The 19,179-nt window shown below is 54.5% G+C and carries 18 protein-coding genes; 16 read left to right on the top strand and 2 right to left on the bottom strand.

Annotated elements, in window-relative coordinates:
- Nucleotides 1–10 precede the first annotated feature (10 nt).
- From NST04_RS21760 to coaD, 3 genes are all read left to right on the top strand, one after another.
- Nucleotides 11–349 carry a hypothetical protein gene (locus NST04_RS21760; RefSeq protein WP_341186115.1) on the top strand — a complete coding sequence of 113 codons (339 nt, stop codon included), beginning with the start codon at nucleotides 11–13 and terminating at the stop codon, nucleotides 347–349.
- A 463-nt stretch (nucleotides 350–812) separates the two neighbouring features.
- A complete protein-coding gene (gene rsmD / locus NST04_RS21755; RefSeq protein ID WP_341186114.1) occupies nucleotides 813–1,421 on the top strand; it encodes a 16S rRNA (guanine(966)-N(2))-methyltransferase RsmD in 609 nt (202 codons plus the stop codon).
- Complete coding sequence (gene coaD, locus NST04_RS21750) at nucleotides 1,405–1,923, top strand: pantetheine-phosphate adenylyltransferase (RefSeq protein ID WP_341186113.1); 519 nt, start codon at nucleotides 1,405–1,407, stop codon at nucleotides 1,921–1,923. Before rsmD ends, coaD begins: the two co-directional genes overlap by 17 nt.
- Here coaD and NST04_RS21745 read toward each other — a convergent pair.
- Nucleotides 1,895–3,151 carry a nucleoside recognition domain-containing protein gene (locus NST04_RS21745; protein ID WP_341186112.1) on the bottom strand — a complete coding sequence of 419 codons (1,257 nt, stop codon included), beginning with the start codon at nucleotides 3,149–3,151 and terminating at the stop codon, nucleotides 1,895–1,897. The two genes, coaD and NST04_RS21745, sit on opposite strands and share 29 nt — an antisense overlap.
- A gap of 159 nt (nucleotides 3,152–3,310) precedes the next feature.
- Between NST04_RS21745 and NST04_RS21740 the strand changes: the two genes are divergently transcribed.
- Nucleotides 3,311–4,351, top strand: a complete 1,041-nt coding sequence (locus NST04_RS21740; RefSeq protein ID WP_341186111.1) for a SepM family pheromone-processing serine protease — start codon at nucleotides 3,311–3,313, stop codon at nucleotides 4,349–4,351.
- On the opposite strand, the gene NST04_RS21735 is transcribed toward NST04_RS21740, so the two are convergent.
- Nucleotides 4,341–5,579, bottom strand: coding sequence for a nucleotidyltransferase (locus NST04_RS21735; RefSeq protein WP_341186817.1), 1,239 nt, complete (start codon nucleotides 5,577–5,579; stop codon nucleotides 4,341–4,343). The genes NST04_RS21740 and NST04_RS21735 overlap by 11 nt on opposite strands.
- Nucleotides 5,580–5,718: 139 nt before the next feature.
- On the opposite strand from NST04_RS21735, the gene NST04_RS21730 reads away from it, so the two are divergent.
- From NST04_RS21730 to ftsY, 12 genes are all read left to right on the top strand, one after another.
- On the top strand, nucleotides 5,719–6,240 hold the full coding sequence (locus NST04_RS21730; RefSeq protein WP_341186110.1) for a YceD family protein: 522 nt from the start codon (nucleotides 5,719–5,721) through the stop codon (nucleotides 6,238–6,240).
- Nucleotides 6,241–6,290: 50 nt separating this feature from the next.
- The gene (gene rpmF / locus NST04_RS21725) at nucleotides 6,291–6,464 is read left to right on the top strand and encodes a 50S ribosomal protein L32 (RefSeq protein WP_019911234.1); all 174 of its coding nucleotides are present in this window, start codon (nucleotides 6,291–6,293) and stop codon (nucleotides 6,462–6,464) included.
- 275 nt (nucleotides 6,465–6,739) lie between these two features.
- The gene (gene fapR, locus NST04_RS21720; RefSeq protein WP_341021524.1) at nucleotides 6,740–7,336 is read left to right on the top strand and encodes a transcription factor FapR; all 597 of its coding nucleotides are present in this window, start codon (nucleotides 6,740–6,742) and stop codon (nucleotides 7,334–7,336) included.
- Nucleotides 7,320–8,309, top strand: a complete 990-nt coding sequence (plsX, locus tag NST04_RS21715; protein WP_341186109.1) for a phosphate acyltransferase PlsX — start codon at nucleotides 7,320–7,322, stop codon at nucleotides 8,307–8,309. Before fapR ends, plsX begins: the two co-directional genes overlap by 17 nt.
- A gap of 8 nt (nucleotides 8,310–8,317) precedes the next feature.
- Entirely contained in the window at nucleotides 8,318–9,307 is a 990-nt protein-coding gene (locus tag NST04_RS21710) for a beta-ketoacyl-ACP synthase III (RefSeq protein WP_155991613.1), read from the top strand.
- A gap of 91 nt (nucleotides 9,308–9,398) precedes the next feature.
- Entirely contained in the window at nucleotides 9,399–10,322 is a 924-nt protein-coding gene (gene fabD, locus NST04_RS21705) for an ACP S-malonyltransferase (RefSeq protein WP_341186108.1), read from the top strand.
- Nucleotides 10,323–10,368: 46 nt separating this feature from the next.
- Nucleotides 10,369–11,118, top strand: coding sequence for a 3-oxoacyl-[acyl-carrier-protein] reductase (gene fabG, locus NST04_RS21700; RefSeq protein ID WP_341186107.1), 750 nt, complete (start codon nucleotides 10,369–10,371; stop codon nucleotides 11,116–11,118).
- Between the two features lie 124 nt (nucleotides 11,119–11,242).
- Nucleotides 11,243–11,476, top strand: coding sequence for an acyl carrier protein (gene acpP / locus NST04_RS21695; protein WP_036694165.1), 234 nt, complete (start codon nucleotides 11,243–11,245; stop codon nucleotides 11,474–11,476).
- A gap of 223 nt (nucleotides 11,477–11,699) precedes the next feature.
- Nucleotides 11,700–12,938 carry a beta-ketoacyl-ACP synthase II gene (gene fabF, locus NST04_RS21690; protein WP_341186106.1) on the top strand — a complete coding sequence of 413 codons (1,239 nt, stop codon included), beginning with the start codon at nucleotides 11,700–11,702 and terminating at the stop codon, nucleotides 12,936–12,938.
- A 14-nt stretch (nucleotides 12,939–12,952) separates the two neighbouring features.
- Nucleotides 12,953–13,657 (top strand): ribonuclease III, encoded by a 705-nt coding sequence (gene rnc, locus NST04_RS21685; RefSeq protein ID WP_036694163.1) that lies wholly within the window; start codon nucleotides 12,953–12,955, stop codon nucleotides 13,655–13,657.
- Between the two features lie 185 nt (nucleotides 13,658–13,842).
- Nucleotides 13,843–17,412, top strand: coding sequence for a chromosome segregation protein SMC (gene smc, locus NST04_RS21680; protein WP_341186105.1), 3,570 nt, complete (start codon nucleotides 13,843–13,845; stop codon nucleotides 17,410–17,412).
- A gap of 56 nt (nucleotides 17,413–17,468) precedes the next feature.
- Nucleotides 17,469–18,464, top strand: coding sequence for a signal recognition particle-docking protein FtsY (ftsY, locus tag NST04_RS21675; protein ID WP_341021536.1), 996 nt, complete (start codon nucleotides 17,469–17,471; stop codon nucleotides 18,462–18,464).
- Nucleotides 18,465–19,179 lie beyond the last annotated feature (715 nt).

Genomic DNA, 19,179 nt, shown 5'->3' with positions numbered 1-19,179 from the left:
AGCGGAGCACATGGATGATGATCTGGTACATTTATTACGGTCCGTTATTCGGGAAGAATTAGTTCCTGTTAAGGCGGAATTAGGAACCGTCAACGAGCGTTTGGATCGAATAGAGACAGAGCAGCAGAACATGAAACAAGATCAGCAAACAATGATGCAAGAGCAGCAAACAATGAAGCAAGATCAGCAAACAATGAGGCAAGATCAGGAACAGATTAAACGTGCTGTGCTGGAAACAAACGAGCGGCTCATCAATGTGGAGTCTCTTCTGGAGAATCAGCACAGAATAATCGAACTTCTCTCAGCGCGCTCCATTGAGCAGGAAGCCAAGCTGAAGCGGATTATATAAGTATATACACAGCAAGCCCCCGTATCTTGATTTCAAGGCGGGGGCTTTTTTGAAATATAAGAATTTATATGTTGCACATGCTAAATTATCCTTCTATTTTTCGCTGAAACGGTACCGTCCTTAAAAGGACAGCAAAGCCGTTTCCACTTGCGTAAAACAAAAATCGAGGCTCCCTTTCGGGAGCCTCTTTCATGGGAGAGGAGAAACCGGACGAAGAGCTTATGGGGAAACGTAAGCCTGCTCCGCGGTTGTCTACGACATTTTGTGATGTCGATAGTTACAGGATGACCCGGTTACGGGAGTTTTATACATTTGCTTGCGAATATTCTTCTGCTCCTCATTGTGACAAAGTCGGACAATCTTTTTATTTCATGGAATAATTGTGGTACTATAGGCTTGGACTTATGCCCTGTAATGGCATAGTAATGTAGAGACATAAAGCTAAAAAGCAGGTGGATGATCGGTGAGAGTCATATCGGGAAGTGCAAAAGGCAGGCCGCTTAAAAGTGTTCCAGGCAATGGCACACGGCCTACTACCGATAAAGTGAAGGAAGCGTTATTCAGTATGATCGGGCCTTATTTTGAAGGGGGAACAGTGCTTGATTTGTATGCCGGTACCGGAGGCCTGGGGATCGAAGCCCTGAGCAGAGGGATGGAAGCTGCAGTATTTGTGGACATGGAGCAGAAGGCGATTGACACGGTGCGCGCAAATCTGAAGGCGGCCCGGCTGGAGGTGCAGGCTGAGGTCTACCGCAATGATGCGGGAAGAGCCCTTGCGGCACTTCAGAAGCGTGGGAGAGCCTTTGATCTTGTTTTTCTGGACCCGCCTTACCGTATGAAGCATGGAGACGAGCTGATGGTTACACTGGCGGACAAGCTGCTGCTGAACCCTGATGCAGTGATTGTGCTGGAGCATGAGTCGGGATATGCCTATCCGGAGGATATACCCGGGTTCGTGAGAACGAAGCAATCCGTCTATGGAGAGATTACGATCTCTATCTACCGGTATGAAGCTGCTGTTCCAGAGGCTGCCGTACGCGGCAAGGAGGTTAATGATGAGTCTGCAAATTAGAAAAGAACGTGTCGCCATCTATCCGGGAACCTTCGATCCGGTTACGCTGGGACATATGGATATTATTCACCGGGCCGCCAAACAGTTCGACAGGCTGATTGTGACGGTGCTGAACAACCTCAGCAAGAATCCGTTGTTCACGGTCGAGGAACGCACAGAGCTTCTGCGCCAGGCGACAGCCGATATACCGAATGTTGAAGTGGACAGCTTCCGTGATCTCCTGGTTAACTATGTGAGGCAAAAGGATGCGCAGGTTATTGTCCGGGGAATCCGGACCGTTACCGATTTTGAATATGAGCTGCAGAATGCTTCCATTAATCATAACCTTGACCCTGAAGCGGAAACTATATTTATGATGACCAATCCGAGATACTCCTATCTTAGCTCCAGTGTGGTCAAGGAGATTGCCCACTTCGGCGGGAAGGTCTCGGATTTTGTAACGCCTGAGGTGGAGCAGGCCATGAAGCTGAAGTTCAGCCGGATGGACGGCGGTTTGAAGTAAACAGCTTCACGGCAGCAGACAGCGACAGCAGCAGCGTAACAACCAGGGTCTGAAGTATCAGGATCTGCGGGGTCAGAGTCCATATGTTCAGCGAAAGGGCCGCTTGCGGCAGAGCAGCTGGGGGAGAACCGGCAAGAACCGGCAGCACCGCAGACTGAATATGGAGCAGCGGAGTCCACAGCAGGATTGTGAACGCAAAGGCAAATAGTCCATGCAGCAGCCTGACTGCGGTGAACGGGAGGAAGCGGACATTCGCTGCCTTCAGCAAAGCCAGTGCCTGAAGCTGGGCGCAGATGCCGCTCCAGGCCAGTCCGGCGGACAGCAGTGCCGGGCCAAGAAGACCGCCTATGACGGAGCCTTCGGGACCTGCTGTGGCTGAAGTCATTGCCCGGGCTCCGAGATGAATCTCAAGCATGCTTGCTGCAACCATAGCTGGCAGCTGAGGGAACAACCGGTTAACAATACTTATGACAACCGCGAACATGATCATATAGCCGCCTACAATCATTAGGCTCTGTACAGCGGAGGATACGGATTCACCAAGCACCTTACCGAAGCCCCGTCCGTCCCTTGAACGGGCATCCGCGGCTGCCTGATGGATACGCCCGGGTAAGGATGCTTTTTTGGCGCTGGAGCGGCTTCCGGTATGGCTGGGATCACTTTCTTGCGAAATAGGTGAGGTTATCTTACGGGAGTCATTGAAGCAGGCGGATAGAATACCTGCGGCTACCCCAGACAGCCAGTGAATGGCAAGCAGGGCATATCCGGCGGCTGGACTGTGAAGGAAGGCTGTTCCTACTACAATAAGCAGGGTGACTGGACTGGCATAATGTACGATAGCCGCCAGTCTTCCGGCTTCCATGTCCGTAATGTCCCCTTGCTTGTGCAACTGCATCACTCCGCCGGCTCCTGCAGGGAAGCCGGCGGTTAGGCCAAGTACCAGCGTCCAGCCGCCCGCCCCGGGAAGCCGGAAGCACCGCTTCATCAGCGGTTCAAGCAGAACGCCGATACCATGCACGAAGCCGGATGCGCTGAGCATCTCTGAGAGGATCAGGAAAGGCAGCAGCGCAGGAAAAACCAGGGTCCACCAGAGCTTAAGGCCCGTAAGTGAAGCCTTGAGCGAGGCTTCAGGTGCTATAATAATCGCTACAGCGAGCAGAATGGCTGCAACCCCGGGTATAAATGGAGCTGAACCCGACAGGAAGCGTTTGGATCTAAAGTTTATCATTAGAGTTATCCCCTCTTCATAGCTTAGGACATGGGCAGATCTTGTTACCAATTTATGCAGGGGAGACAACCATCATGCCACAGCCGGAGTGAAGCTCCAGGCTGAGGTACGACATTCTAAGTGCCGGGGCATCATCCGCAGGAAAGAAGGGGAAGAGACTTGAGGCAGTATAAACGCCGGGTAGGCATCCGCGCTTCAGCCTATTTATTTTCATTCGTGGTCATTCTCTATGTTGTCGTCTTTATGAACACGCCTTACATTGTATATCAGCCGGGAAGCGCCTCCGAGGTGGCACCGATGATCAAGGTTGAGAATGCCGATCCGCAGGAGCAGGGAACCTTCATGATGACCACAGTCTCGGCAAGCTATGCGAATGTGGCACTTCTAATCGCTTCCGTGTTCAATTCCAATGCCGAGGTGGTCCTGAAGGAAACCCGCCTGCAGGATAAGACGGAGCAGGAATATGCGGCGGAGCAGGTATTCTATATGAATAGTTCACAGTCCTATGCCGTGCAGGCAGCCTATCATGCAGCGGGCGTACCCTATGAGGATGTCGTGGATTATCTGTATGTGTTCTCTGTCCCTGAGGCTGCCAATCAGGACCGGTTCCAGCCGGGTGACAAAATCATCAGTGTAGGCGGGCAAAAAGCTGCCGATCCGGCCGCGCTGTCCAAATTGCTGTCGGTTCATCAAATCGGGGATAGCGTGGAGGTATCGCTCCAGCGTGACGGCAAAGAAATCAAGGAGCAGGTCAAGCTGGTGGGGGTCAAGGATAAAGAAGCTGCAGCTGCACGGCCGGGCTTCGGAGTTGTAATTGGTGCGGTTCAAAAGGTGGAGCCTAAGGAGAATGGGAAAGCCGTCAGTTTCGTGGATACTAATGTAGGCGGACCCTCTGCCGGACTGATGTTCACTATGGAAATCTACAACCGGCTTACGCCGGGAGACCTCACCAAGGGCCGGAAGGTGGCTGGTACGGGTACGATAGATGCGGAGGGGAACGTGGGGCCGATCGGCGGTGTGAAGCATAAGATTGTAGCGGCTGACCGTAAGGGCGCAGAGATCTTCTTCGTTCCGCTCAAAAACTATGATGAGGCCAAGGCAAAGGCGGAGCAAATCGGCACGGACATGAAGCTGATTCCTGTCTCAACGCTATCCGATGCTCTGAAATATATGGAGGAGCTGCCGGTCATCAAATCCTGACCGGCGGCTCGAGATAATCACTGTACAGATCGCTGCGCAGCGGGTCGGCATAAGCCCCGGCGAACACAGCCGCCGCCTGGAGGTCCCGCTCCAGCATGGGATGGGTATAGCGGGCCGGGCTTGTAATCACCGGAAGCGCCGCAGTCTGCTTCATCTGCTTCAGCAGCTCCCGGCCGCTCTCGCGGAAGCCGAGAACCCTTATGTAGCCGGGCCCCTGAGAGAGAACGGAGGGGGACATCTCTGCTTTGCTGTGGTTCAGCAGGGTGTGGAGCAGCAGACGCTGGAGCCTGGTGAGCGTATATCTTCTGCTCTTAAGCTCCTGCAGCAGGCCGTGGGTTGTGAACTTGTCCAGCTGGGGCAGGCTGCGGAGCAGCCGGTTCTCCAGGCCTTCGTTCATATCCTGCAGCATGTGCAGCTCCGCAGCGGAACGAGTAGAGAGCACATGGCGCAGCGGACCCGCGAAGTCTTCCAGCCGCACTGGGCCCCGGCCTGCGGCACGCTCCCGCTCCAGGATGGAGAGTGCGTACTCCGGCATGTAAGCCGCCGGTGATCCGCCCTCCTGCAGCAGCCTGCGGATGGCTGTTGCACTGGCAATGGCCGACCCGCCCTCCAGCGGGTCGTGGAAGCCCGCGCCGGTACGCGGCACGGTCAAGGGCTTGATCGCGCTGCCCAGCCGCCGCAGCGCGATCAGGTAGTGCAGGCCGAGGGTGTTGTTGGGCTGCCGTAATATATCTTCAGCATCTTCCGGTTTCTCCTCTCCCATGAAAGAGGCCTTCCAGGCCGCCGCAGCCGCCGTGCTGTAGGCGGCGGGGAATCCCGCGCCCTCAGAGAGGCGCGCGCGGATCTCCTCCTTAAGCGCACTGCTCTCTTCGGCCAGGAAGCCGGCCAGCGGCAGCAGCACGCCCAAAGAGCCTGCTTCGGAGCCGAAGCACAGGCTGTCGACGGCGCCGGTCGCCTCCAGCAGGGATACCGCTCCGAAGGCGAACCATTCCGCCGGCTGGACGGCGTACGCCACCGGCAGCTCAATAACCAGATCAGCGCCCATATGCAGCGCCATCTCAGTGCGGGCGCGCTTGCTGACCGCCGCCGGCTCGCCGCGCTGGGTGAACGGTCCGCTCATAATGACAATGGAGCGGTCCGCTCCCGAGATTCTTTTGGCCTCGGTGAAATGATGGACATGCCCGTTATGTAAAGGGTTATATTCGGCTATAATACCTACAGTTGCCACAGTTGCTTCACGCCCCATTCTGGAATCTATATTGTATATCATAAATTGTCACGCCCCCTGAAACAATATAAAGGGAAAGTGGTTGACAAAGTCAGGGAATAATAGGTATAATAAATTTTGTTTGTTTGGAGTGATAACGATGAACATTCACTTTCGCAAATTAGCGAATGCCGACGAGCCTCTGGTCCTCCACGAAGTTGTGGATGTCAGCGGGGTTGTCACAGGGCGCAAGGATATACTTGCTGTTGCACCACTCTCAGTAGACCTTAAAGCGCTGCCCGCGGGAACCGATAGTGTGAACGTGGTGGGAACACTGAACGGAGAAGTGGACATGTTATGTTCACGTTGTCTCGGTGAGGTCAAGAGTAAGCTGAACATTCCTTTCGCTGAGACCTTCAAGTGGCTTAAACAGCCAATTCTTCCGGAAGATGAAGATGAGGAACTCATTTACATCACAGATGAGATTGTGGATCTTATCCCGTATGTGGAAGAAAATTTCGTACTGCACTTACCGGATTCGGTATTGTGCAAGGCAGACTGTCTTGGTCTTTGTCAGAAATGCGGACAGAACTTGAACGAAGGCACCTGCAGTTGCGACAACACAGTGATCGATCCAAGACTCGCTGCGTTGAAAGGATTCTTTACCAAGCAAGATGACTAAGAACAAATCCCAAGGAATTGGGTTACAACCAAATCAGGAGGTGTCTAACAATGGCAGTACCACAACGCAGAACGTCCAAGACTCGCCGTGACAAGCGTCGTACTCACTTTAAACTGGTTGTTCCAGGTATGGTGAAATGCGAACAATGCGGAGAGCTGAAGCTTGCTCACCACGTATGTAAAGTTTGCGGAACATACAAAGCAAGAGAAATCATCAAACAATAGTTTGCACATAAGAGTAGCACTTCATCTGCCGGTGAAGTGCTATTTTTATGGAGAAAAGGAAGCTGGGGCGGAGCTTGTATGCCTTGCACTGCGCGGGTTTTCAGGCGCTTTTCAAGCCAAAGCTTTATTTTTGCGGCGGCATGCTTTATACTACATATTAGTACCTGGTTCTAAATGGTAAGGGATAACAGAGAATCATAACTACAGCGGCCACTCTTGCGGGCCGGTGAGCTGCACATCAGGCCTGTACCGGGAGGTGAGCCGCTATCGAGCGGATGTCCAAGAAGGAACGTCAGCAGCAGCTGCTGGCAATAATTGAAGGGAACCCGTTTGTAACTGACCGGGAATTAACCCGCCAGCTGAAGGTGAGTATCCAGACGATCCGGCTGGACCGGCTGGAGCTGGGGATTCCGGAGCTGCGCGAGCGGATGAAGCAGATGGCGGAGCATTCCTATGATCAGGTGCGATCCCTGCCGGCCGATGAAGTGGTCGGTGATATTGTGGATCTGCAGCTGGACAAGAGCGGGATATCGATCTTCGAGATCCGCGATGAGCATGTGTTCTCCCGTAACGGGATTGCCCGGGGCCATTACGTATTCGGCCAGGCGAATTCGCTGGCAGTAGCCATAATTAATGATGAGATTGCCTTAACGGCTTCAGCCGACCTCCGGTTTGTGCGCATGGTCCGGCTGGGCGAGAAATGCATCGCCAAAGCGCAGGTGCGCTCACTTGCGGGCCGGAACGGCAAGGCTGAAGTGGATGTATTTACATATGTCGGAGAAGAGCTGGTATTTCAGGGCCATTTTATAGTGTATCGTTCAGCAACTGAAGAGTACAGCGAAGGGGGAAACCGGAGTGCGGATCGCCATTGATGCCATGGGCGGGGACAATGCTCCTGAATGTAATGTGGAAGGCGCGCTGGCAGCGGCAGCGGAGTGGAGTGACATAGAAATCGTACTGGTCGGTGATGTAGCGCGGCTTGAACCGCTGCTGAAGAGCAAGCCTTCCAATGTTACGGTACGTCATGCGGGGGATGTGATCGGTTCGGATGAAGAGCCGGTGAAGGCAGTCCGCCGTAAAAAAGACTCATCCATGGTCGTAGCCGGACGGATGGTCCGCGAGGGTGAGGCCGATGCCATGATCTCCTCCGGGAATACCGGAGCGCTGATGACTACAGGACTTCTGGTAGTCGGGAGAATGGAAGGGATTGAACGGCCGGCGCTGGCTCCGATGATTCCGACGCTGGATGATGTCGGTGTGCTGGCCCTGGATCTTGGCGCGAATATGGATGCCAAGCCGCAGCATCTGGCACAGTATGCCCAGATCGGCAGCATCTACCGCAACAAAGTGCATGGCATTGCGAAGCCCCGGGTAGGCCTGCTCAACGTCGGGACTGAGCCGGGCAAGGGAAACGAATTGACTAAGGAAGCCTATCCGCTCCTGGAGGCGCTGCCGGGCATTCATTTTGTCGGCAATGTGGAAGCGCGGGATGTGCTCACAGGAAGCTGCGATGTGCTGGTCTGTGACGGCTTCGCCGGTAATATACTTCTGAAGACGCTGGAAGGAACGGCCGGTGCGATGTTCTCCCTGCTGAAGGAGCAGTTCAGCAAATCGCTGAAGACGAAGCTGGGTGCTGCGATTCTGATGCCGGAGCTTAGAAGTCTGAAGGGCAAGATGGATTATAAAGAACACGGCGGAGCGCCGCTGCTCGGTCTTAGCGGCCTGGTAGTCAAGGGGCATGGTTCGTCCGACGGCAATGCGGTAAAGAATGCGGTAAGACAGGCACGGATTGCCCTGAAGGCTGAGCTGGTGCCTAGTATATCGAAGGAAATTAGCGGGAAGTGAGTGAAGACATGAGACAATTACGTCCGGTAGGAATTATTGGGACTGGTAAATATGTACCTGAGAGAATATTAACCAACAGCGATTTGGAGAAGATTGTTGAAACGAATGATGAATGGATTGTCAGCCGCACAGGAATCCGGGAACGGCATATTGCGGCCCCGGAACAGGCTACCTCTGATCTGGCCTATGAAGCGGCCCTGAAGGCACTGGAATCCGCAGGCATGAAGGCCGAGGAGTTGGATCTGATCATTGTCGCTACAGTTACACCGGACAGTGCTTTCCCGTCCACAGCCTGCATTCTTCAGGACAAGCTGGGGGCCAAGAACGCAGCCGCCTTTGACTTGTCGGCAGCCTGCTCGGGGTTCGTCTACAGTCTGGCTACTGCTACGGGCTTTATCCAGAATGGAATGTATAACAATGCGCTGGTGATTGGCGCAGATACGCTGTCGCGTATTACAGACTATACTGACCGCAACACCTGTGTGCTGTTCGGTGACGGCGCAGGTGCGGTAATCGTCGGCGAGGTTCCGGAAGGACGCGGCTTCCAGTCCTTCGATCTTGGGGCGGAAGGCTCTGGCGGCAGCCTGCTTAATCTTGAAGCCGGCGGCTCGCGTCTCCCGGCTTCCCAGCAGACCGTAGAAGACAAGAAGCACTTCATCTATATGAATGGCCGCGAGGTTTTCAAGTTCGCAGTACGCGTTATGGGATCGGCTACGGAGCGTGTGCTTACCAAGGCGGGATTGTCTAAGGAGAATATCGACTTGTTCGTGCCGCATCAGGCCAACATCCGGATTATTCAATCTGCTATGCAGCGTTTGGATCTGCCTCCGGAGAAGGTTGTAGTCAACGTTGATAAATACGCAAATACCTCCGCAGCCTCCATTCCGCTGGCTCTTGTAGAAGCAGCCGAGGAAGGCCGGATGAAGGCCGGCGATGCTGTGCTTATGGTCGGCTTCGGCGGCGGACTTACCTGGGGCGCTTCTGTGCTGATCTGGTAAGAATCGGGGCATTAATAATAGCAACGCGCAGCAGCTCGATCCGGAGAATATCCGGGTTGGCTGCAGTTAAAGGGAAGGAGCTTTATACCTCATGAGCAAAATCGCATTTGTCTTTCCCGGTCAGGGTGCACATGCAGTCGGTATGGGTAAGGATGTATATGAAGCATTACCTCAGAGCCGTGCGGTCTTTGAAAAGGGTGACGAGGTGCTTGGATTTCCGCTGAGCGGGCTTGTATTTGAAGGGCCGGACAGCGAGCTTAAGCAGACGGTGAACACGCAGCCGGCACTGGTTACGGCCAGTGTGGCTTATCTGGAAGCGCTAAGCGGCCTTAAGGTTACGCCGGATTATGTGGCAGGCCACAGTCTTGGTGAATATAGCGCTCTTGTGGCAGCCGGCGTGCTGTCCTATGAAGATGCTGTAAGGCTGGTCCGCCTGCGCGGACAATTCATGGAAGAAGCCGTTCCCGGAGGACAGGGGGCTATGGCAGCTGTGCTTGGAGCAGACCGTGAAGGGCTTACGGAATTATGCCGAAGTATTACAGCGGCGGGTACTCCCGTTGAACTGGCGAATGTCAATTGTCCGGGGCAGATTGTGGTCTCCGGTTCCGTGGCCGGTGTCGGTGAGGTGATCCAGCGTGTGAAGGAAGCCGGGGGCAAACGGGCGATTCCGCTGGAGGTTAGCGGGCCGTTCCACTCCTCATTAATGAAGGGTGCGGCTGAGCGGCTGGCTGCTGAGCTCGACAAGGTAACCTTCAATGCTCCCGCTATGCCGGTAGTGGTCAATGTGACTGCTGCTCCGGTGACAGACCCGGAAGAAATCCGCAAGCTGCTGGTAGAACAGGTGTATTCTCCGGTACTCTGGCAGGATAGCGTGGAATGGCTTATTGGCGCAGGGGTAGATACTTTTGTAGAGATCGGCTCCGGCAGTGTGCTGGCTGGCCTGATCCGCAAGATTGACAGGAATGTCAAGGTTGTGAATATCAACAGTCTGGAGAGCGTACAGGCTGGCTGGTAAGCAGCTTGAGACTAGCCGCATGATTATCGAAGGGGGACAACATAGCATGTTTGCAGCACTAAAAGGTCAGACCGCCCTTGTAACCGGAGGGTCCCGGGGGATCGGCCGCAGCATAGCCTTGGCACTCGCTGCTCATGGCGTGAAGGTCGCGGTGAACTATTCCGGCAGTCTTCAGGCGGCTGAAGAGACCGTGGCCCGTATTCACGAGCTTGGCTCGGAAGGAATCGCCCTGCAGGGGAATGTCGGCAGCAGCAGTGACGCCGAGAACCTGGTCAAGGAGGTTATCCAGACCTGGAGAAAAATCGATATCCTGGTGAACAATGCGGGCATTACCCGGGATAATCTGATCATGCGTATGAAAGAGGAAGAATTCGATCAGGTCATCGAGACGAATCTGAAGGGCGTCTTCAACTGCCTGAAGGCAGTAACCCGCCCGATGATGAAACAGCGTTATGGCCGGATCATCAATATTTCCTCGGTCGTGGGTGTGACGGGGAACCCGGGGCAGGTGAACTATACCGCTGCTAAGGCAGGTGTAATCGGCATGACGAAGTCTGCGGCCCGCGAGCTGTCTTCACGTGGAATCACCGTGAACTGCATCGCTCCCGGCTTCATTGATACCGACATGACCCGCGAGTTGTCCGATGAGGTTCGCAGCGAGCTGATCAAGGGGATTCCCTTGGGAGAGCTTGGGCGGGCGGAGGACATTGCGAATGCGGCGGTATTCCTGGCTTCGGAAGGGGCAGCCTACATGACAGGCCAGACGCTTCATGTGGATGGCGGAATGTACATGTAAGGCTTCGCAGGGCTTCAGATCATTACGGGGGAAGATGGACAGAGGCGGCCAGGGCAGCGTTTTTTATGCTCTATGGTATTTTGACTTCATATCTCGTATAATACCAAAAGAGGAGGTGAACCGGATGTCCGATGTATTAGAGCGTGTAACACGCATTGTCATCGACCGCTTAGGTGCCGATGAAGCAGAGGTAACATTAGAAGCGTCTTTCAAAGATGATTTAGGTGCTGATTCTCTTGATGTAGTAGAATTGGTAATGGAATTGGAAGATGAATTCGACATGGAAATCTCTGATGAAGATGCAGAGAGAATTACGACCGTGGGTGAAGTTGTGAAGTACATACAATCTCATACCTAGAGTCATATGATTGAGGGTCCCGTTCCTGCCAGGGCGGGACTTCTCCTCATTTTACGGTTCTTTAAGCCAAGCGTCCGCGAAGTGGTGCATGAGCATCTTGATGAAGATAATAACAGAACCGCAGATTAATTAATCTTGCGGCGACTGCAGTTTATATAGACATCTGGCATGTTTGCGTTTACAAATTGTAGAGGTACACAGCCTATAGACGGGGTGATTATGTTTGAATCATAGAGTAGTTGTAACTGGCATGGGTGTAATGACTTCGCTGGGTAAGGATCTTGAGACGTTCTGGGATAGCCTCATGAGCGGCAAGTCCGGAGTATCCCTGGTTGAAGCTTTTGATGTTAGCGAATATCCAACACGAATCGCTTCCTCGGTCAAGGATTTCGATGCGGAAGCACGCTTCGGCCGCAAGGAAGCCCGTAAGATGGACCGGTTCGTACAATTCGCGGTTGCTGCCGGTGAAGATGCGCTGAAGGACAGCGGACTTACGATCGGTGAAGATATCGATGCAGAGCGGATCGGCGTATCTGTCGGCTCTGGAATCGGCGGCCTTGGCACATGGGAAGATAACCACAACCTGCTGCTCGAAAAGGGTCCGAAGCGGGTTAGCCCGTTCTTCATTCCAATGATGATTGCCAACATGGGCTCCGGCCAGCTGTCGATTAACCTCGGGGCCAAGGGACCGAATACAACGACAGTGACCGCTTGTGCGACCGGCAGCCACTCCATCGGGGAATCCTTCCGTCTGATCCAGCGCGGAGATGCGGATGCGATGATCTGCGGCGGTGCGGAAGCGACCATCCGTCCTACAGGAATGGCAGGCTTTTGTGCAATGAGAGCCATGTCTACCCGCAATGACGAGCCGGAGAAGGCCAGCCGCCCGTTTGATGTGGACCGTGACGGTTTTGTCATGGGCGAGGGGGCGGGAATTCTGATTCTCGAATCCCTGGAACATGCTGAGAAGCGCGGAGCCAAGATCTATGCCGAAGTCATCGGATACGGTCTCAGTGCCGATGCCCACCACATGACGGAGCCTGATCCTGACGGTGCAGCACGCTGCATGAAGATGGCGATTCGTGATGCGGGCATTAATCCTGAGGATATCGACTACATTAATGCACATGGTACATCAACACCGGTAGGCGATAAATCCGAGACTGCTGCTGTGAAGAAGGCGCTTGGAGAGCATGCATACAAGGTTGCGATCAGCTCGACCAAATCGATGACAGGCCATTTGCTTGGTGCTGCCGGCGGTGTGGAAGCGATTATCTGCGGGCTGTCCTTGCAGAAGGGTATAATTGCCCCTACCATCAATTTGGACAACCCTGATCCGGAATGCGATTTGGACTATGTTCCGAATGTGCCCCGTCAGGCGGAGCTGAATATCGCGATGTCGAATTCCTTCGGATTCGGGGGACATAACGCAACCGTTATTCTCAAAAAATATAATAAGTAAGGGGAGACAGTGCAGTGAAAGGAGACCTGAAGCAGTTACAAAGCCAACTTCAAATCCAATTTCACGATCCTGTACTTCTGAAGCAGGCTTTCACCCATGCATCTTATGTGAACGAACACCGGTTCAATCAGCATCAGGACAACGAGCGCCTGGAGTTCCTGGGTGATGCGGTGCTTGAGCTGACGGTGTCCGAATATCTGTACAATCTGCTCCCGGACAGACCTGAGGGAGAATTGACCAAGCTGCGTGCTGCGATTGTCTGTGAGCCGTCGCTGGTCCGGTTCGCCGAGACCTTGGGCTTCGGGCGGTATGTACTGCTGGGAAAAGGGGAAGAGCTTACGGGCGGGCGTACCCGCCCGGCTCTGCTGGCTGATGTGTTCGAAGCCTTTGTGGGAGCGCTCTATCTCGATCAGGGTCTGGAAACGGCCCGGAGATTCCTGGATAATCACGTATTCCCGCTGGTTGAAACCGACGGTAAGCTGCAAATGCAGATGAGCGACTTCAAGACAGAGCTTCAGGAACTGATACAGCATCATGGGTTGGGTACGCTGGAATATCGGATTATTGAAGAACGCGGACCGGCGCATGAGCGCGAGTTCGTCTCAGAAGTATATATGGCCAGCCGTTCACTCGGCAGCGGCAGCGGCCGCTCCAAGAAGGAAGCGGAGCAGCAGGCAGCGGCAGCGGCGTTATTGCTTCTGAAGGAAGACGGTGCCTGAAGGCATATCGAAGCAAAGCCCCACTATGTGGGGATAGTTTGCGCAATGCGGAGTAGAGCAGCAATGGTCTGAATGCCGGCGGTTCGGCGGAAGTCAGACTTTTGCTGCTCTTTTTCGAAAGATCAGTGGGGTTGTTTTGGCAAGGAAACACTATGGTATAATGGGTCAGAGGTGAGTGGCGAGTTATGTTTCTGAAACGGATTGAATTAGCAGGCTTCAAATCATTTGCCGACAAAACGGAGATGGAATTTGTACGCGGAATTACGGCTGTAGTCGGCCCGAACGGAAGCGGCAAAAGTAACATATCCGACGGCATCCGCTGGGTGCTTGGGGAGCAGAGTGCCAAATCCCTGCGCGGCGGCAAGATGGAGGATATTATATTTGCCGGAAGTGATGCCCGCAAGGCGGTCAATTACGGCGAGGTCTCGCTGACGCTGGATAATGAGGATCATGTGCTGCCGCTGGATTTCAGCGAGGTGACCGTGACCCGGCGTGTCCACCGCAGCGGCGACAGTGAATATCTGATCAATAAGCAGGCCTGCAGACTGAAGGATATTACAGAGCTGTTCATGGATACCGGTATCGGCCGTGAAGCTTATTCAATTATCGGACAAGGCCGGATTGAAGAGATTCTTAGTACCCGTTCGGAAGACCGGAGGGGCATCTTTGAAGAGGCTTCAGGTATTGTTAAATATAAGTCACGCAAAAAGGATGCCGGCCGCAAGCTTGATGAGACCGAGCAGAATTTGCTGCGGATTCATGACCTGATCAGTGAGCTGGAGGATCAGGTGGGACCGCTCAAGGACCAGTCCGAGAAGGCGATAAGATACAAAGAGCTGCGTGAGCAGCTGAAGCATCTGGAGATTTCGGTATATGTGCATCAGATTGAAGGCATACATACTTCCTGGCAGGAGGGCAACGCCCGCCTGGAGGTGCTTAAGACGGAGCAGCTGGAGCTGTCCACTGTAGTCTCTGCCCATGATGCCAAGCTGGAGAGCGGCCGGGCGGAGCTGCGTAATCTGGAGCAGGAAGTGGAGAAGCTGCAGGAACAGCTGCTGCGCAGCAGCGAAGCCAACGAGAAGAGCGAAGGCTATGGAGAGCTGCTGAAGGAGCGCCGCAGGAATCTGGAGCAGAACCGGGAACAGCTCATGCAGACTCTGGGTTCTGTAGGCGAACGTTCGGAGGGGCGGCAGCGTGAGCTGGCCGAGCTGGAGCATAAGCTGAAGCAGACCAGGCAAGCGCTGGAAGAGCTGCGGGCACAGCTGGCGGATGAGGAATCGAAGCTGCAGGGGGTGGCCGGAGGCATCAGCCAGAGCAAGGAGGAGAAGCTGAAGAGCGCTCTGCTTGAGCTGATGAACCTGATGGCTCAGGCGCGCAACGAGATCCGCTATGCGGATCAGCAGAAGGAGAGCCTGGAGCGGCGGATGAGCCGCAGCCAGGAGGAGAGCGGCAAGTGGACAGCCCGGCTGCAGGAGCTGCTCTCTGCACAGAACGGGCTGAAGGATAAGATTGCCGGGCTCGGGAAGGAAATCGGCCTGCTGCGCGGCGCGTACATTACGGAGAGCGAGCAGACCGGCAAACGGCAGAAGCTGCTCGAAGAGACGCAGAGCGGCCTGCGCAAATGGGAGCAGAAGCGCGAAGCCCAGGTGTCCCGGCATGAGACGATGAAGGAAATGCAGGATGATTTTGACGGCTTCATGCTTGGGGTCAAAGAGGTGCTGAAGGGTGCGCGTAAAGGACAGCTACATGGTGTACACGGTGCAGTTGCCGAATTGATCTCTGTTCCCGAGAAGCTGGAAATGGCGATTGAGACCGCGATGGGCGCTTCCTTGCAGCATGTAGTTATGGAGAATGAAGCGGTGTCCCGGCAGGCGATTGCGTTCCTGAAGCAGCGTCAGCTCGGGCGGGCGACCTTCCTCCCGCTGGATGTCATCCGGCCCCGGCAGATTACCGGCAGTGACCGCAGCATGGTTCAAGGTGCTGAAGGGTTCGTCGGTATCGGTTCGGAGCTGGTCGGCTATGAAGAGAAGTATGGCAGTATTATCGGAAGCTTGCTCGGCAATGTCGTAATCGCCGAGAGTCTGGAGCAGGCGAACCGCATTGCGGCCAAGTGCCAATACCGCTACAGAGTGGTTACGCTGGAAGGCGATGTGGTCAATGCAGGCGGTTCGATGACGGGCGGCAGCCAGCATAAGAAGAACAACAGCCTGCTTAGCCGCAAGCGCCAGCTCGACCAGCTCTCCGGTGAGATTGAAGAAAGCGAGCAGCAGATTGACAAGCTGAAGCAGGGGATCAGCCGCTTGCGCGCCGAACAGGACAAGGGCTCCCAGAAGCTGGAGCAGCTGCGGCATGACGGGGATGAGAAGCGGCTGGAGGAACAGCGCGTATCCGGCGATCTGAAGCAGCTGGAGCAGGAGCTGCGGCATGTGCAGGAGCAGGTCGAGGGCGCAGGCGCGGAGCGGAGCGGCTTCGAGCAGGAGGTCCGCGGCCTGGACGAGGTCCGTAAGCAAGCTGAAGCGGAGCTGGCCCGGCTGGAGAAGGAAGAGGAGGATGCGCATGCAGCGATCCGCAGTGCCGAATCGGACCGCAAGGCGAATGAATCTGCTAAGGAAGAGCTACAGGGCAAGCTGACCGGGATGAAGGTCACGGAGGGCAAGCTGGATCAGGAGATCTTCTCGCTGGAGGAGCAGCTGCGCCGGATGAGGCAGGATGCCGGCTCCCAGGAGAAGGAGCTGCGCCAGAGCCGCAGCCTGCTTATGACCATCGAGCAGGATCTGGAAGAGAATGCACGGGAGACTGTGAAGCAGAAGGAAGAGGTCAACAGTCTGCGCCTGAGCAAGGAAGATACGTCTGCGAGGCTTGACCTGGCCCGTGCCGACCGCGCGGCGATCTCGCGCAAGCTGGAGCTGGCCGAAGGCGAGACCAAAGACCAGCGTCAGGCACTCCGGGCAGTCGAAGACAAGCTCCGTTCCACGGAGGTTGCCGTTGGCCGGCTGGATGTGGAGCTGGACAATATCCTCCGCAAGCTAAGCGATGACTACGAGCTGAGCTACGAGCTGGCGAAGCAGCGTTATCCGGTGCCGGAGGATGTGCCGGCGGCACAGCTGGAGGTGCAGCGTCTGAAGCGCAGCATCTCCGGTCTGGGCGAGGTTAACCTGGGCGCGATTGAGGAGTATCAGCGGGTGCATGAGCGGTATACTTTTCTCAGCGGGCAAAAGGATGATCTGGTAGAAGCCAAAACAACGCTGTATCATGTCATCCATGAGATGGAAGAGGAGATGTCAAAGCGCTTCAAGCAGACCTTCGATGCGATTCGCCGCGAGTTCGGCACGGTGTTCACGAAGCTCTTCGGCGGCGGCCGGGCAGATTTGCAGCTGCTGGACCCTGAGCATATGCTCGATACAGGGATTGATATCGTTGCCCAGCCGCCGGGCAAGAAGCTGCAGAACCTCCAGCTTCTCTCGGGCGGAGAACGCGCCTTGACTGCGATGGCTCTGCTGTTCGCCATTCTGCAGGTCAAGCCGGTGCCGTTCTGCGTGCTGGATGAGGTGGAAGCGGCGCTGGATGAAGCCAACGTGGTGCGCTTCGCCCAGTACCTGCGTGAGTTCTCGGAGCAGACGCAGTTCATTGTAGTGACCCACCGTAAGGGAACGATGGAGGAAGCTGATGTGCTCTACGGCGTGACGATGGAGGAAGGCGGCGTATCCAAGCTCGTATCCGTGCGGTTAGAGGATGAAGAGGCTGAGATAGCTTAATAGATGCAGGATTCATGAAGTGATCCCTATAACCCTTTAGGAGGAAGCATAAGCATATGAGTTTTTTCAAAAAACTGAAAGACAGCATCTCCGGCAAAACGGAAAGCGTAACGAAACAGTTCCGCGACGGTCTGGAGAAAACACGCAAGGGCTTCGTTGAGAAGGTCTCTGATCTGATTATCCGCCGCAAAAAGATAGATGAAGAGTTCTACGAGGAGCTGGAAGAGATTCTGATCGGCGCTGACGTAGGCGTAAATACGGTCATGAATCTGGTGGAGGAGCTGCGTGCCGAAGTGAAGCAGAAGCGGATCGAGGACGCGGCGGAGCTTCAGCCGATTCTCTCCCGCAAGCTGATGGAGCTGCTGCGCGGCGATGACGACAACAGTCTGAACGAGAATCCGGACGGCATTACCGTGATCCTGTTCGTTGGCGTGAACGGAGTCGGGAAGACGACGACCATCGGCAAGCTGGCGCACCGCTACAAGCAGGAAGGCAAGAAGGTTCTGCTGGCGGCTGGCGACACCTTCCGTGCCGGAGCTATTGAACAGCTTGAGGTGTGGGGCAAGCGTGCCGGAGTGGATGTTATCAAGCAGCAGTCGGGCTCGGACCCGGCTGCCGTGATGTATGATGCGGTTCAGGCTGCCAAGCAGCGCAGTGTGGATGTGCTGATCTGCGATACGGCAGGCCGGCTGCAGAACAAGAGCAATCTGATGGAAGAGCTGAACAAGATCTTCCGTGTCATCCAGCGGGAGATTCCAAGCGCCCCGCATGAGGTGCTGATGGTACTGGATGCGACCACCGGGCAGAATGCGCTAACTCAGGCTAAGCTGTTCGGAGAGAAGAGCGGCGTGACCGGTCTCGTATTGACGAAGCTCGACGGTACGGCGAAGGGCGGGATCGTGGTAGCGATCCGCCAGGAAATGAACCTGCCGGTGAAACTGGTCGGCCTTGGCGAGAAAATGGAAGATCTTCAGCCGTTCGACTCCGACCAGTTCGTGCACGCCCTGTTCGCAGGCATGATCTCGGAAGAAGAAGCTGACTCCGGGGAATAACCGTTTAACTATGAATGGATAAGATAGTCAGAACCTATATACAACAGGCTGTGCACTCCCCGGGAAAGGATGAATTTCCGGGGAGTTTTTTGTGTTGTGTGTTGAATGAATCTTACAACCTGAGAGGAGGGTGATGGAAGATTAATGAACAAATTGGTGCTGTCAAAGCAGCAGTTGGGAAAAACACACTTAATTAAGTGTATTTCAGCTAAATAGAAAAAACAAACACTGATAGAAGTAGCTTATCCAATTATTGATTAAACCCAAAACCTAACGGACCGAAGAGAGCTTATCCCCGCGAAAACGCCACTTTTTGCAGCGTAACGGACTCAGGCAACCTTATAGTCTCTTTATGAGACGTTTCGGAACTGAAGTGCAAAGGATAAGGCCTGTGGAGTCCGTTACTCGCTCAATGGACGACTTTCTTCCCAAGTAAAAGCACCTCAGTCCGTTACGCTAAACCAAACGCCCTGAAGAACAAGGCCCATTTAGAAAAAGATGTGATTCGAAGCGGAATTGCGTCTGCTCGACTATTTTAAATCAATAAATCTGATAAGGTACTGTCTTTTTCAAATCTCCTTGAATCCTTGAAGAAATTGCCGGAAAATATAATAAAAATACATCATATGAAAAATTCATAATAGTACTGCTTGTCAGCACTCCGGCATACAATGGGATGTGGAATGAACGCGCAGCACCCCGAAAAGCAAGGTTA

It is taken from the genome of Paenibacillus sp. FSL H7-0756 (genome assembly GCF_038006765.1).
Taxonomy (GTDB): domain Bacteria; phylum Bacillota; class Bacilli; order Paenibacillales; family Paenibacillaceae; genus Paenibacillus_AQ.
Note: the sequence above shows the minus strand (reverse complement) of the source record. Positions and strands in the feature narration are given on the sequence as shown.